Raw genomic sequence first — 13,453 nt, 5'->3', positions numbered from 1 at the left:
ACTAAGGGTGGTTGTGGTCTTAGATTATCCAAGGACGCGGAGCGGCCTAGCTGATGTAATGCAAATTAAGATATAAAAATTCACAAAAACGAAAACCCAGCCAAATATTGACTGGGTTTTGTGCAACAAATCCATCTTTTAGGCTACTTACGGCTATTTCAGGATTTCCCGCGAGATTACAATTTTCTGAATTTCAGAGGTTCCCTCGTAAATCTGCGTGATTTTGGCGTCACGCATCAGGCGCTCTACGTGGTACTCCTTCACAAAGCCGTAGCCCCCATGAATCTGAACCGCTTCTACGGCGGTATCCATGGCTACTTTGGAAGCAAACAGCTTGGCCATTGCGCCGGATTTGGCATAATCCTGGTGCATGTCTTTATCATAAGCGGCTTGCAAGCACAGCAGGCGGGCAGCGTCAATATTGGTTGCCATATCGGCCAGCTTGAACTGAATGGCCTGGTGCTGCGAAATCGGCACGCCAAAGGCCTTACGCTCTTTGGCATATTTCAACGACAGCTCGTAGGCCCCGGAAGCAATGCCCAGCGCCTGCGACGCAATGCCGATGCGGCCGCCGGCCAGCACCTGCATGGCAAACTTGAACCCGAAGCCGTCTTCGCCAATGCGGTTCTCCTTGGGCACCTTCACGTCGTTGAACATCAACGAGCAGGTGTCGGAGCCCCGGATGCCCAGCTTGTTTTCCTTGGGGCCGGTCTGGAAGCCATCCATGCCTTTCTCTACAATCAGCACGTTGATGCCGCGGTGCTTGAGTTCGGGGTTGGTTTGGGCAATAACCAGGTACACCGAAGCCGTGGTACCGTTGGTAATCCAGTTTTTGGTGCCGTTCAGCAGATAATAGTCGCCTTTATCCTCGGCGGTGGTGCGCTGGCTGGTAGCATCGGAACCGGCTTCCGGCTCAGAGAGGGCGAAGGCGCCAATGATGGCGCCGGAAGTCAGGCCGGGCAGGTACTTCCGCTTTTGTTCTTCGGTGCCATACTTCTCCAAGCCCCAGCAAACCAACGAGTTGTTCACCGACATAATAACTGAGCAGGACGCATCCACTTTGGAAATTTCTTCCATGGCCAGCACGTAGCTCACGGTGTCCATGCCGCCGCCGCCGTACTCGGGGCTCACCATCATGCCCATAAAGCCCAGCTCGCCCATTTTCTTGATTTGCTCGGCCGGAAACTTCTGGTGTTCGTCCCGCTCGATTACGCCAGCCCAAAGTTCGGACTGCGCAAAGTCGCGCGCGGCGGCCTGTACGGCCAGTTGCTCTTCAGTGAGCTGAAAAATAGAGGACTGCGTGGTAGTGAGCATGTGAGTGGGGGAATTAACCAGTTGCCTGGAATGGAACTGCGGGGATTATGACACGAATTTACGCGGCATACAGCATAGATTCGTGGAAGCCATTATTTTTTATCGGGACCGGCAACTGCTGGTTTGCCTGTCAGCAGGTTAAGCGAAAAACCAGCCGGAACGTTTCAAGCATGGCGTGGTAGCCACTAAAAAAAGCCGCCGCTCCAAGTGAAGCGGCGGCTTGCTTTCAGAAAAAGCACTTAAAGAACTATTAGCGCCGGTCGCGGCTACCCATGAAGATGCTCACATAGTACAGCAGCGTAGCCAGAGAACTGATAGCCGCTACCACGTACGTCATGGCGGCCCACCACAAGGCATCTTTCGCCATGGCGTGCTCCTGCGGCGTCACGATGCCACGGCGGTCAATCCAGGCCAGGGCGCGCTTGGAGGCATCGAACTCAACCGGTAGCGTAACGAACGAGAAGAGGGTAGTAAGCGAGAACAGCACGATACCTACTCCCAGCGGAATCAGCGTGGTTTTGATCATCAGCACACCAGCCAGCAAAATCCAGGGCATAAAGCGCGACACGTTGCTCAGGGCCGGCACCATAGCCGACCGGAACTGTAGTGCGGCATAGGCCGTGGCGTGCTGCACCGCGTGGCCGCACTCGTGGGCCGCTACGGCCGCCGCGGAGGCGCTGCGCTCGGCATACACAGACTCACTGAGGTTGACGGTTTTGTCGGCGGGGTTGTAGTGGTCGGTCAGGCGGCCTTCGGTGCTGATAACCCGCACATCGGTAATACCGTGGTCGGCCAGCATCAGCTCGGCAATCTGCTTGCCCGATAGGTTGGACTGCAAGCCGATCTGCGAATATTGCTCGAACTTGCTACGCAAGCGCCACTGAATGAACCAACTAACCAGCATCGCCAAAATGACGATGAAGTAAATAGGACTCGAATTGTAGTACATGGAAGTTTCTGGTTTTTGTTTCTGGCGGCTAGTTTTCCTGCCTCCAGCAACGCTGCCTTCGCAGGCAACGGTAACCAGAAACAAGTAGCTAGCTTCCTTTTAGAATACGCTCGACGATGCGCGTGGTGCTGTAGCCGGTTACCAATGGTACGGTAAGCACCTGCCCACCGTTCTGTAACACCACTTCGTGGCCCACAATTCCACTGACAGTGTAGTCGTCGCCCTTCACCAGGATGTCGGGTACGGTGGCTTCTATCAGGGCCAGCGGGGTTTGCTCATCGAAGAGCACTACGGCATCTACAAACAAAAGAGAGGCCAGAATCCGAGTGCGTGACACTTCGTCTTGCAGCGGCCGGCCGGGCTTGAGGCAGCTCACCGAAGCGTCGGTATTCACGCCCACTACCAGCACGTCGCCGAGGTGCCGGGCCTTCTCCAGGTAATCCACATGGCCAAGGTGCAGCAGGTCGAAGCAGCCGTTGGTGAACACCACTTTGCGGTTTTCCGCTTTCCAGGCAGCCACCTGCGCAATTAGGGCCGGCCGGTCGTAAATCTTGTCTTTACTCCACTGCATCGTTGGATATCGAAACGGCCATTGGGCTCAGGTCTAGTTGCCCTTTGCGGCCCGAGCTGGCCATGCTTACTAAAAAGCTGATGCCGCCCATCAGCACGACCAGCAGGGTTTGGGCGCCGTGCACCACTAGGGCGTACGCAATACCGGCCTCCATGCTCACCCCGTACGCCAGCAACGTGGCCTGCACCATCACGTGGAACGGCCCAATACCGCCGGCCACCGGCGCCGCCATGCCAAACGCTCCGAACGTGAGTACGGCCAGGGCTGCCCGCATGCCCAAATCATAGGTTTCGGGAAAGCAGAAGAAGGCCAGATAATCCATGAGGTAGTACACCAGCCACGTGAAGAACGTGTGGAGCAGAAACAGGCCCTTGTTTTCCATTTTCAGCACGCTGAACACACCCGCCAGCAAGCCTTTCACCAGTGCCACAAACTTGTTGAACAGCTCATTCTGCCGTAGGCGCTCCAGGTTGCGGAACACCGTGTACGCCACGCCCAGCAATAGCACCAGCGCAATTCCGCCGGCTATCAGGAGCGGCGTGCGGTTGCGGGCCAGCGCATCGTATTGTCCGCCCAGAATCTTGTCGGTTACAAACGTCCAGAACCGGTTGAAGTCGAGCAGCAACGTGGCGCTCAGCACGCCTAAAAGCACCAGCACGTCAATTACCCGCTCCGTAACTACAGTACCCAGCGCCACCTGCACGGGCACTTTGCTGCTGCGCTGGAGCACCGAGCACCGGATTACCTCGCCCATGCGCGGCAGCACTAAGTTGGCGAGGTACCCCACCATCATGGCGTGATACACCGCCCAATAGCCAGGGTTGTAGCCGGTAGGCGTAATCTGCATCTTCCAGCGGTAGGCCCGGCTGAAGTAACCCATGGCCGAAATCAGGATGGTGAGGCCCAGCCACCAGTAGTTGGCGCTGCGCATATATTGGCCCACCCGGCTCAGATCCTGCCCCCGCAAGGCGTACCACATCAATAGGCCCGAAACTGCCAGCAGCAGGGCATACTTCAATACAGTGAGAAGTTGCTTCACGAACGGTAATAATCAGCTGTCGATTGACGGTTGTAAATCCTATTTTTTCCTGAATAGAGGCAATATACAGGCGACAACCGAAAAAAGGCGCTACAATGTAAGTTATACCAGGCGGTTGTGCTGATCGGGGAAAACCAGTGTGGGCTTGTGCGCCCGGGCTTCTGCGAAGTCGATGAGAGCGTAAGAGAAGATGATAACAATGTCGCCAACAGCTACCCGCCGGGCCGCCGGGCCGTTCAGGCAAATCATGCCCGAGCCCCGCTCGCCCCGGATGGTATAGGTTTCGAAACGCTCCCCGTTGTTCACGTTCACAATCGTCACCTTCTCGTTTTCCACCATATTGGCCGCATCCAGCAGGTCCTCGTCGATGGTGACGCTCCCTACATAGTGCAGTTCGGCCTGCGTGACCTTCGCCCGGTGAATTTTAGACTTTAAAACTTCGATGTGCATTACGAAAGGGTGGGGTTAAATAAGGGCACGAAGATACGCAAGGTGAAATAGTGAGGTGGTGAAATGGTGAGTTGACGTTTTGGTTGCGTGAATAGCAACATTAGAACGTCAACTCACCATTTCACCACCTCACTATTTCACCACTACGTTGTCGATCAGGCGTACGCCATCCAGGTACGCGGCCAAGCATAGCACCACGGGCCGGTTAGGTTGCCATTCCGCTAATGGTTGCAGGGTGTGTGCATCGGCTACTTCGAAGTATTCCAGCTGGAAAGCCGGCTCGGCGGCAATGTGCTCCACGGCGGCCTGCTGCACCTCGGCCGGCGACTGAGTGCCTTGCCGCACTAACTGGGCGGCCCGTTCCAACGCCTCGTGCAGGCGCGGCGCCACGGCCCGCGCCGCCGCCGACAGCCGCCGGTTCCGCGACGACATAGCCAGCCCGTCCGCTTCGCGCACCGTGGGGAATGACACTAGCTCTAAATCGAACGACAAATCGGCTACCAGTTGCCGCACTACTGCTACCTGCTGCCAGTCCTTCTGCCCGAAATAGGCCTGATGCGGCCGGCTCAGGTGAAACAATTTGCTGACCACCGTAGCCACTCCGTTGAAATGGCCCGGCCGGTGTGCTCCTTCCATCACGCGCTCCAGCGGCCCAAAATCAAAGTGTAGCACCGCCGGCTGCGGGTACATGGTTTCTACGGTGGGCAGGAAAAGCACCGTGCAGCCCGCCGGTTCCAGCAAAGCGGCATCCTCTTCCGGTAGGCGCGGGTACAGCCGAAAATCTTCGGCGTTGTTGAACTGCGTAGGATTCACGAAAACACTCACTATCACCACGTCGCAGGCCGTAGCGGCGGCGCGTACCAATTGCAGGTGCCCTTCGTGCAAGGCGCCCATGGTGGGCACTAGTGCAATGCGCTGGCCCGCGCGGCGACAAGTTTCTGTATACGCTTGCAACGTAGCGGCCGTGTGCAGTATCTCCATAGGTGTGTTGACCCGGCTTAAAGGGGGTTCAGACGAGTTTGATTGAATTTTCCCTCAAATTTGTTTAATTTTGTGCACCCCAACGCATTGCCTTATCTTAACCACCCTTTTTCCGAGCACTATGTCCTCCTCTAAGTTGAGAATCCTCTACGCGGCCACGGAAATTGATCCGTTTTTGCAAACCACCAAAGTAGCGGAATTTTTGCGGCGCCTGCCGCAGGGCATGCAGGAGATGGGGATGGAAATTCGCATTTTCGTTCCTCGCTTCGGCATCATCAACGAGCGGAAAAACCGCTTGCATGAAGTGGTGCGCCTGTCCGGTATCAACATTGCTGTTGGCGAAGACGAAAAGCCCCTTATCATTAAAGTAGCTTCCATTCCGAACGCGAAGCTACAAGTTTACTTCATTGATAACGAAGATTACTTCCACCGCAAATCGGTGCTGGTAGACAAAAACGACAAGTTTCACGCCGACAACGACGAGCGCGCCATCTTCTTCTGCAAGGGTGTGCTGGAAACGGTGAAAAAACTAGGCTGGGCTCCCGACATCGTGCATTGCAACGACTGGATGACGGGCCTGATTCCGATGTACCTGAAAACGACCTACAAGAAGGACCCGATTTTCAAGGACGCTAAATCGGTGTTCACTATCTACAACAACGAGTTCGACTTCAAATTCCAGGGCGACATCATTGAGAAGGCCAAGATGCTGGACATTGATGACGACATGTTGGCTTGCTTGAAAACGGCCGACTTCGGGGGCTTCATCAAAGTAGGCATGGAATATGCCGACGCCGTGGTGAAATCCGACGAAGACTTCAGCGACAACCTAAACTCGTTGTTTACGGAGTACTCGCGCAGCAAACAGCTCGGGCAAGTAGGCGCCGACGAAAACCTACTGACTTCTTACTACGCGCTCTATAATGAATTGGCCAACTAGCGCCCGCCGACTGGCTTCGGCTTCTGTACTTTCCACTGCGTTGCTTTTCACGGCTACCAGCTGCGAGGAAGCCAGCGACTTGGGCGTGGAACTGCCCGGCACCAACGCCACCAGCACCGAGTACCGCGACTTTCCAGTTACGGCATCTACGGTGTTGCAGGACTCGATTAACACCCTGAAGGCCAATAGCTACCTTATTGGCCGGGTGCGCGACAATGCGTTGGGCACGACAACGGCTAAGGGCTATTTCAACCTGAAAATCAGCCCTAGTGCCTCTGATACGCTGCCAGCTAACGTGCTCGGCACGAATCCTAATGCGCAGTTGGATTCGGTGGTGTTGGTAATGCCGTTTGCCCCCGCCGCCATTTATGGCTCGGCGGCCAGCCCGCTGCGCGTTGATGTGTATCCGCTGACGGCTCCGCTTGATGAGCAAGGCGTGTATAACTCGGCTTCTACTGCCGCCGCCGATATGGCTGGCGCCCTTGGCACGGGTGTAGCAGCCCGGCTCAACGGCACCAGAACGGTACGGCAGCGCAATGACCCAAGCAGCAGCACCGACACTTCCACTTTTAAGTTGTCGGAGCCAAACCGGACTGTACGCCTGAAGCTGAATGCAAGCAATAGCTTGCTTACCAATGTATTCGGGTTACTCAAGAACACTTCCTTCAGCCAGTCGCAATTAGATGCGGCTTGGAAGGGCTTGATGATACAGCCGACAAGCAACTTCAATAGCGCTGTAGTTGGCTTTGCTTCTATTGGCTCTGTATCGAGTGCTGTATTTTACTACCACTACAACAAGAAAGTAGGTACTGGTACGCTTAAGGGTACTTACAGCATTCCGTTTGGTACGCAGGCGGCTTACGCAACCAAAGCCAATGCGCCGCGCTACTTCACTAGCATTGTTACGGAGCCAGCGGCACCATTCAATCAGTTGCAGGGAGCCAGTAACTCGGCCCGCTCTGTTCCTTCCAGCGCCAGCGGCGACATTGCTTACATGCAGGCAGGTAGCGGCTTTGTGGCTAAGCTGGAAATTCCGGGGCTGGCAGAATTGAAGCAACTGGCTCAGCCACAAGCCACTGGCGGCAGCCCTTCTATTGCCATCAACCGCGCAGAGTTGCAGGTTCAAGTACAACCCTCCTCTAATTTGCTTTTTGCCCTTCCTGCCAATGGCTATCTGTATGAGGTAAACGCCAACAACGAGCCACTGCGGCGAGTGTTTTTGAACAGCCGGGTAGAGCGCGTTATACTCAGAGATGGATTGAACCAGTTAGGTATCGGCCTAACATCTATTGAGAACAACGCGCAGAATCTCGGCTATTATCAGAATGCCGCCGCTGCAACGCCCCTCGCCGTTTCGGATGTCAACCGCTACTATGGGTTGCTGATGACGAGTTACGTGCAGGCTTATGTATACGATAAGCTAAGCGGAACTACTCCAGCCGCTTTCCTATTCTCCCCAATACTTCGCAATTCCAACGCATTGGGCCTGGAAAGAGCCGCACTCGACGGTAAAAACATCCGGTTGCGCGTTTACTATTCCAAGTTGCGTTAAACTTGCATTTCAATTAAGTCATTGCGTCGAAAGCCGCGGTACGGCATTTGCCAGCCGCGGCTTATCGATTTTTCCACGAAATTCATTTTTGCTTTCCTTACTACTATGTGCGGAATTGTTGCTTATATCGGTCATCGGGAAGCTTGTCCCATCATTCTTAAAGGTCTGCACCGGCTAGAGTACCGGGGCTACGACTCGGCAGGCGTAGCGCTGCTCAACGGCGACCTGAACGTATATAAGAAGAAGGGTAAGGTTTCTGAGCTTGAAAGCTTCATTGCCGAAAAAGACACCCACGCCCACGTGGGCATGGGCCACACCCGCTGGGCTACTCACGGTGAACCCAACGACACCAACGCTCACCCGCACTACTCCACCTCCGAGCGAATTGCCATCATCCACAATGGCATCATTGAGAATTACGCGGCGCTGAAGCAACACCTCACGCAGCAAGGCCACGTATTCCATTCCGATACGGACACGGAAGTATTCGTGAACCTGATTGAGGAGATCCAGAAGCAAAACCACTGCACGCTGGAAGAAGCCGTACGGCTGGCGTTGCACGAAGTGGTAGGCGCCTACGCCATTGTAGTGCTGAGCCGCGACGAGCCCAATCAGCTGATTGCAGCCCGTAAAGGCTCGCCGATGGTAATTGGGGTGGGCAAAGACGAGTTCTTTATTGCTTCCGATGCCACGCCCATCATCGAGTACACCAACGAAGTGGTGTATGTGAACGACTACGAAATTGCCATCATCCGCGACGGTAAGCTCGACATTCGCAGCAAAGAAGACGTACACCAGACCCCTTATATCCAGCACCTGGAAATGGAGCTGGACAGCATTGAGAAAGGTGGCTATGAGCATTTCATGCTCAAGGAAATTTTCGAGCAGCCTCGTTCCATCCTCGACTCCATGCGTGGCCGTTTGGAACTGGAAGCTGGCCACTTGAACATGGGTGGCATTCGGGCTTATGAGCGCAAGTTCATGAACGCCGACCGGATTGTAATTGTAGCTTGCGGTACTTCCTGGCACGCCGGTTTGGTGGCGGAATATCTGCTCGAAGACCTGGCCCGCATTCCGGTGGAAGTGGAATACGCCTCAGAGTTCCGTTACCGCAACCCGGTAATTACGGAGCGCGACATTGTAATTGCTATTTCGCAGAGTGGCGAAACTGCCGATACGCTAGCGGCTATTGAGCTAGCCAAGAGCAAAGGTGCTACCATCTTTGGTATCTGCAATGTGGTGGGCAGCAGCATTGCCCGCGCCACCGACGCTGGTGCCTATACTCACGCCGGCCCCGAAATTGGGGTAGCCAGCACCAAAGCCTTCACTGCTCAGGTTACGGTTCTAACCATCCTGGCCATGATTGTAGGCCACAAGCGCGGCACCCTTTCCGACACGCGCCTGCGGGAGCTGATGGTGGAGCTCAACAGCATTCCGGCCAAAGTAGAGAAGGCCCTGTTGCTCAACGACGAAATCGAAGTAATTGCCGAGACGTTCAAAGACGTGCCGAACTTCCTGTACCTGGGCCGGGGCTACAACTTTCCAGTGGCTTTGGAAGGCGCGCTGAAGCTCAAGGAAATCAGCTACATCCACGCCGAAGGCTACCCGGCCGCCGAAATGAAGCACGGCCCGATTGCCCTCATCGACGAGAACATGCCAGTGGTAGTTATTGCTACCAAGGACAGCTCGTACGAGAAAGTGGTAAGCAACATCCAAGAAGTGAAGGCCCGCAAAGGCCGCATTATTGCCGTAGTAACCGAAGGCGACACGGTGATTCCGCAAATGGCCGAGTTTGTAATTGAAGTACCGGCTACCTCGGAAGTATTGGTGCCACTGGTATCAGTAGTACCATTGCAGCTGCTTTCGTACCACATTGCCGTACTACGCGGCTGCAACGTGGATCAGCCCCGCAACCTGGCAAAGTCGGTGACAGTGGAGTAAACACCTGGCTTATAGTGTACAGACTATAGCTTGTGAGAAGCGCCATGCAGGTCATGGCGCTTCTTTTCGTTTAGGCCGTTTTGTTCCTTTGAATTCATGCTTGGTATAGCCCTCTTAGTAACCGGGCCAGTTATTTATTTGCCAATAAAGGCCCATGCTTAATCGTCGTGTTGTTTGGCTTGCAATGGTACTCCGGGTGGGGGTATATGTGTTTCTGCATTTCTCGATGGGTATTGCAGTGAGTGGCAGTGGTCTGATCGGCAAACGCGGCGGCGACACAGCGGCCTATTTTCAAGCCATTGAAAACCTACTAACGCACGGACACTACACACACATTCTGCACTATCTGCCAGCCTATGCGGGCCGAATGCCGGGCTATGGGGCTGTGTACGGTTTGTTTCGACTGTTCCTGACTCCTGTTCTGGCCTACGATGCGGTAGTACTAGCCCAAATGGCGCTGGCCCTCATATCCTTGTATTACCTGGCACAACTTACTTACCACCTAACTAAACAGCGAAAAATAGCTTACCTGGTAGTGCTACTACACGCCGTCAGCCCGTATGGAGCACAAGCCGATTTATTTCTGCTGACTGAAAGCTTTGCAGCTAGTGCCTTGCTTATTGGGACTTATTACTGCCTGCTGAGCTTTACAACTTCCAGACCGCGGAATCTTCTGATGGCTGGAAGCTGGTTGGCTTGGCTTGTGTTTTTGAGGCCGTATATGGCGCCGCTGCTAGGGGTATGGCCGGCTGTGTATATCTATCAAAACTACCGGCAGCAGGCTTGGCGCAAGTTGCTGCAACCGGTTGTCCTGCTAATTCTGCCTTTTCTGCTGGTCGATGGTGCCTGGACCGCCCGTAACTGGGTGGTTAGCCAGCAGTTCATTCCTCTCCAAACGGCTTATGCCGGCACTCCTTTTCCCGAAGATTATTTAGCTGCCCGGCGTTTCGTAGCGGCTTTGGGCGAAGACCCCGTAGAATGGAATTCCACTTCTTTAATGTCGTGGCTGATTCGGCCGGCTCCTGCGCCACAAGCGGCCCCCCAGCCGTGGCAGCTCACGCAGCAGGGCACCTACGACTCGTTGCGGTGGGTTCGGCAGCGGTTACAACTTGCCCGGCCCAGCGCAGGGCTTCTAACGGCTACACAGAATAACGGCGACTCACAGGCAGCAGCAGCGTTGCGGCGCTTTCATGATGCAGTAGTACAGGAAAAGCCCTGGCTGTATTACGTGGTAGCGCCACTGCGCCTGACGTATTATTTGGTGTTGACCGGCGGTGGAAACTCTATTTTTGCTTGGCCATTCGGTGAGTTGGCGCTCTGGCAAAAGGCCATCCGTCTGTTATTCACCTGCACACATTGGCTACTAATGGGAGCGGCTTTGTGTAGTTATTGCTGGTGGCCACGCCCGCGTTCAGCTGGCTGGTTGCTAGTCCGGTTACCCCCTATTTTTGTAATTCTGCTATTCGTGGTGGTACTTCGGTACGTGGAAGCACGCTACTTCATTGTAGTGTATCCGCTGGCATTGCTGACTGGCACCGTTTGGCTAACACAGCTGGCCGGACGAATAGCACCTCAGCTTTTCAGGAAATCCGGCAAGCGTAATCCGCTTATACCGTGAATTGTTGCCCGCACAAATACATGGTTTTCAACAACGGACAAGCCTTATAGCGCGCCTCGTGTGTGTCCTGCCATGAGGCTTCCAGCGTTTCGTAGACACGCACAATTCCGATTTGGTTGGCCCATCCGAACGGCCCGTAGGCGTGCTGGGGGCTCAGCCGCAAAGTGACTTCCAGCGTCTATATTGCCGCGTTGCCTTCCTGCAACGCGTAGCAGGCCTCGTTGATCAGCACGCATAGCAGGCGCGGCGTTACCAGGCCCGTACGGTCTGGCACAACACCGTACGCGGTGCCCAGCGCGGCACATAGGGTAGCCAGAGCAGTAGCATCTTCAGAGCGGTTAAGGCTTACTTCCAGCACCTCTCGTTCCAGCAGAGTAGGCCAAGCAGCTATACCGAATACGGGACCCAACGGCGGGGCTTCGTTGTGGAACAGGGCCGCCAACGATGTGCAAGTAACATCATAGAACAAAGGCTGGCGAGGCTGCTCGTAGTGTAGCTCGGGCCAGGTGCGCAGGTCGAAGGCAACATCGGCGGCTCCGAGGCGCAGGCGCAGGTCGGGGGCCGTGGCGGCACAGAAGTCGTAGGTGTGGGCGGGGCCGAATTTGCGGCGCAATTCGGTTTCTACGTGGGCGCCTTCAACGATGAGCAAGTGCATAAATTCCGCTTACTTTAGCCTAAAGATAGATTTACTGCTCACTTTCCGCTCTTCTTGTATGCCCAATTCCGTTGTTTATTCTGCCCAGGCACCCGCTCCTATCGGCCCCTACAGCCAAGCCGTGCAGGCCGGCAATACCGTGTACGTTTCCGGCCAGATTGCCCTTGACTCTGAGACCGGCCAACTCGTCGGCGGCGGCGACGTGGCGCAGGAAACCCACCAGGTAATGCGCAACCTGCAAGCGGTACTGCAAGCCGCTGGCCTCACCCTACGCGACGTGGTGAAGTGCAGCATCTTCGTGAAGGACCTCGGCAACTTCGGCGTTATCAACGACATCTACGGCAGTTACTTCACCGCCGACTACGCTCCCGCCCGCGAGACAGTAGAGGTCAGCCGCCTCCCCAAGGATGTGCAGGTGGAAATTTCCTGCATTGCTGTAAAATAGTGAGGTGGTGATATAGTGAAATAGTGAGTTTTACGTTCTACTTGCGCGGTTTGCACCGCCAGCACATCAAATTCACCATTTCACTATCTCACCATTTCACTTTATGAAAGAACTTGGACTCGGCCTATTTATACTCGGGCTCTTATCGTTGGTGCTGCCTTTTGTGGGCATGAAATCGATGCTGCTGACCTGGATTGACCAGTGGGGCCCTACGGTGGCGTGGCTGATTCGGGGGGGTATTACGTTACTGGGGCTGGTGCTCTGGCTGAGTTTCCGTAACCGAGACTAGATGCGCCGACCTACTGCCGCTGCCCGCAAGCCGCCCAAAGCCCTGCCCAAACCCACGTATTTCCCGGCGGAAAACGTGCTGGAACGTGCCCTGCCCCCTACCCTGGTTGGGCAGCTGGAATTCGAGAACTACCACTTCCGCAACTTCGACCTGACCCAGGCCAACTTAACGGGCCGCGTGTTCCGCGAGTGTCTGTTTGAGAACTGCAACCTGGCTGGGGCTACCATTCAGAACGCGGCGTTGCAGAACGTGGCCTTCGAGGGCTGCAAGCTGCTGGGGCTCCAGTTCTATTCCTGCCGCGACATGCTGTTCGACGTGCACTTTGACCGGTGTCAGCTGGATTATGCGTCCTTCTCGGGCCGCCGGATGCCTAACACCCGCTTTGTGGGCTGCTCGTTGCAAGAAGTTGATTTCCGGCAAGCCGACCTCACGGCCGCTGTTTTCGAGGACTGCAACCTCACCAGAGCGCTGTTTGCCGACACCCGCCTCGTGGGCGCCGACTTCACCACGGCCCAAGGTGTGGAGCTAGACCCCGAGCTAAACGAGCTGCAACACGCCCGCTTCACCAAAGAAAGCCTGCCCGGCCTGCTCACCAAGTACAACCTGATTATAGAGTGAGATGGTGAACTTGTGAAATGGTGAGTTTGATGTTCCAATGGTGCCACCTGCGCCATCAGTACATCAACTCACCATTTCACAAGTTCACCAT

The 13,453-nt window shown here is 55.2% G+C and carries 14 protein-coding genes; 7 read left to right on the top strand and 7 right to left on the bottom strand.

Annotated features, from left to right (window positions below):
* Positions 1-153 precede the first annotated feature (153 nt).
* From J0X19_RS17535 to panC, 6 genes are all read right to left on the bottom strand, one after another.
* The gene (locus tag J0X19_RS17535; protein WP_206985728.1) at positions 154-1,314 is read right to left on the bottom strand and encodes an acyl-CoA dehydrogenase; all 1,161 of its coding nucleotides are present in this window, start codon (positions 1,312-1,314) and stop codon (positions 154-156) included.
* Between the two features lie 250 nt (positions 1,315-1,564).
* Positions 1,565-2,263: a zinc metallopeptidase gene (locus tag J0X19_RS17530; protein ID WP_206985727.1), complete on the bottom strand. Its 699-nt coding sequence runs from the start codon at positions 2,261-2,263 to the stop codon at positions 1,565-1,567.
* 88 nt (positions 2,264-2,351) lie between these two features.
* The gene (rfaE2, locus tag J0X19_RS17525) at positions 2,352-2,834 is read right to left on the bottom strand and encodes a D-glycero-beta-D-manno-heptose 1-phosphate adenylyltransferase (RefSeq protein ID WP_206985726.1); all 483 of its coding nucleotides are present in this window, start codon (positions 2,832-2,834) and stop codon (positions 2,352-2,354) included.
* Positions 2,821-3,873 (bottom strand): lysylphosphatidylglycerol synthase transmembrane domain-containing protein, encoded by a 1,053-nt coding sequence (locus tag J0X19_RS17520; protein WP_206985725.1) that lies wholly within the window; start codon positions 3,871-3,873, stop codon positions 2,821-2,823. Before J0X19_RS17520 ends, rfaE2 begins: the two co-directional genes overlap by 14 nt.
* Before the next feature lie 102 nt (positions 3,874-3,975).
* The gene (gene panD, locus J0X19_RS17515; protein WP_022825546.1) at positions 3,976-4,323 is read right to left on the bottom strand and encodes an aspartate 1-decarboxylase; all 348 of its coding nucleotides are present in this window, start codon (positions 4,321-4,323) and stop codon (positions 3,976-3,978) included.
* Positions 4,324-4,455: 132 nt separating this feature from the next.
* Positions 4,456-5,304, bottom strand: a complete 849-nt coding sequence (gene panC / locus J0X19_RS17510) for a pantoate--beta-alanine ligase (protein WP_206985724.1) — start codon at positions 5,302-5,304, stop codon at positions 4,456-4,458.
* 121 nt (positions 5,305-5,425) lie between these two features.
* Here panC and J0X19_RS17505 point away from each other — a divergent pair, with 121 nt between their 5' ends.
* The 4 genes from J0X19_RS17505 to J0X19_RS17490 all read left to right on the top strand — a co-directional run bounded on the left by J0X19_RS17505 (position 5,426) and on the right by J0X19_RS17490 (position 11,355).
* Positions 5,426-6,244 (top strand): glycogen/starch synthase, encoded by an 819-nt coding sequence (locus J0X19_RS17505; protein ID WP_206985723.1) that lies wholly within the window; start codon positions 5,426-5,428, stop codon positions 6,242-6,244.
* A complete protein-coding gene (locus tag J0X19_RS17500; RefSeq protein ID WP_206985722.1) occupies positions 6,228-7,796 on the top strand; it encodes a DUF4270 family protein in 1,569 nt (522 codons plus the stop codon). The genes J0X19_RS17505 and J0X19_RS17500 overlap by 17 nt, the downstream gene beginning before the upstream one ends.
* A 105-nt stretch (positions 7,797-7,901) precedes the next feature.
* Entirely contained in the window at positions 7,902-9,737 is a 1,836-nt protein-coding gene (gene glmS / locus J0X19_RS17495) for a glutamine--fructose-6-phosphate transaminase (isomerizing) (protein WP_206985721.1), read from the top strand.
* Positions 9,738-10,458: 721 nt separating this feature from the next.
* On the top strand, positions 10,459-11,355 hold the full coding sequence (locus J0X19_RS17490) for a hypothetical protein (RefSeq protein ID WP_206985720.1): 897 nt from the start codon (positions 10,459-10,461) through the stop codon (positions 11,353-11,355).
* Between the two features lie 178 nt (positions 11,356-11,533).
* On the opposite strand, the gene J0X19_RS17485 is transcribed toward J0X19_RS17490, so the two are convergent.
* Positions 11,534-12,010, bottom strand: coding sequence for a 3-hydroxyacyl-CoA dehydrogenase (locus J0X19_RS17485; RefSeq protein WP_206985719.1), 477 nt, complete (start codon positions 12,008-12,010; stop codon positions 11,534-11,536).
* A gap of 58 nt (positions 12,011-12,068) precedes the next feature.
* On the opposite strand from J0X19_RS17485, the gene J0X19_RS17480 reads away from it, so the two are divergent.
* From J0X19_RS17480 to J0X19_RS17470, 3 genes are all read left to right on the top strand, one after another.
* The gene (locus J0X19_RS17480; RefSeq protein ID WP_206985718.1) at positions 12,069-12,455 is read left to right on the top strand and encodes a RidA family protein; all 387 of its coding nucleotides are present in this window, start codon (positions 12,069-12,071) and stop codon (positions 12,453-12,455) included.
* Between the two features lie 103 nt (positions 12,456-12,558).
* Positions 12,559-12,744: a hypothetical protein gene (locus J0X19_RS17475; RefSeq protein WP_206985717.1), complete on the top strand. Its 186-nt coding sequence runs from the start codon at positions 12,559-12,561 to the stop codon at positions 12,742-12,744.
* Complete coding sequence (locus tag J0X19_RS17470; protein ID WP_206985716.1) at positions 12,745-13,362, top strand: pentapeptide repeat-containing protein; 618 nt, start codon at positions 12,745-12,747, stop codon at positions 13,360-13,362.
* Positions 13,363-13,453: the final 91 nt, after the last annotated feature.

The organism is Hymenobacter telluris (genome assembly GCF_017313265.1).
In the GTDB taxonomy this organism is placed as follows: Bacteria; Bacteroidota; Bacteroidia; order Cytophagales; family Hymenobacteraceae; genus Hymenobacter; species Hymenobacter telluris.
This window is presented reverse-complemented; position numbering and strand designations above follow the sequence as displayed.

What these genes read in the sequence shown, in the direction of transcription:
- J0X19_RS17535 (WP_206985728.1), bottom strand. Translation starts at nt 1,314, where the DNA reads ATGCTCACTACCACGCAGTCCTCTATTTTTCAGCTCACTGAAGAGCAA.
- J0X19_RS17530 (WP_206985727.1), bottom strand. Translation starts at nt 2,263, where the DNA reads ATGTACTACAATTCGAGTCCTATTTACTTCATCGTCATTTTGGCGATG.
- rfaE2 (WP_206985726.1), bottom strand. Translation starts at nt 2,834, where the DNA reads ATGCAGTGGAGTAAAGACAAGATTTACGACCGGCCGGCCCTAATTGCG.
- panD (WP_022825546.1), bottom strand. Translation starts at nt 4,323, where the DNA reads ATGCACATCGAAGTTTTAAAGTCTAAAATTCACCGGGCGAAGGTCACG.
- panC (WP_206985724.1), bottom strand. Translation starts at nt 5,304, where the DNA reads ATGGAGATACTGCACACGGCCGCTACGTTGCAAGCGTATACAGAAACT.
- J0X19_RS17505 (WP_206985723.1), top strand. Translation starts at nt 5,426, where the DNA reads ATGTCCTCCTCTAAGTTGAGAATCCTCTACGCGGCCACGGAAATTGAT.
- J0X19_RS17500 (WP_206985722.1), top strand. Translation starts at nt 6,228, where the DNA reads ATGAATTGGCCAACTAGCGCCCGCCGACTGGCTTCGGCTTCTGTACTT.
- glmS (WP_206985721.1), top strand. Translation starts at nt 7,902, where the DNA reads ATGTGCGGAATTGTTGCTTATATCGGTCATCGGGAAGCTTGTCCCATC.
- J0X19_RS17490 (WP_206985720.1), top strand. Translation starts at nt 10,459, where the DNA reads ATGGCGCCGCTGCTAGGGGTATGGCCGGCTGTGTATATCTATCAAAAC.
- J0X19_RS17485 (WP_206985719.1), bottom strand. Translation starts at nt 12,010, where the DNA reads ATGCACTTGCTCATCGTTGAAGGCGCCCACGTAGAAACCGAATTGCGC.
- J0X19_RS17480 (WP_206985718.1), top strand. Translation starts at nt 12,069, where the DNA reads ATGCCCAATTCCGTTGTTTATTCTGCCCAGGCACCCGCTCCTATCGGC.
- J0X19_RS17475 (WP_206985717.1), top strand. Translation starts at nt 12,559, where the DNA reads ATGAAAGAACTTGGACTCGGCCTATTTATACTCGGGCTCTTATCGTTG.
- J0X19_RS17470 (WP_206985716.1), top strand. Translation starts at nt 12,745, where the DNA reads ATGCGCCGACCTACTGCCGCTGCCCGCAAGCCGCCCAAAGCCCTGCCC.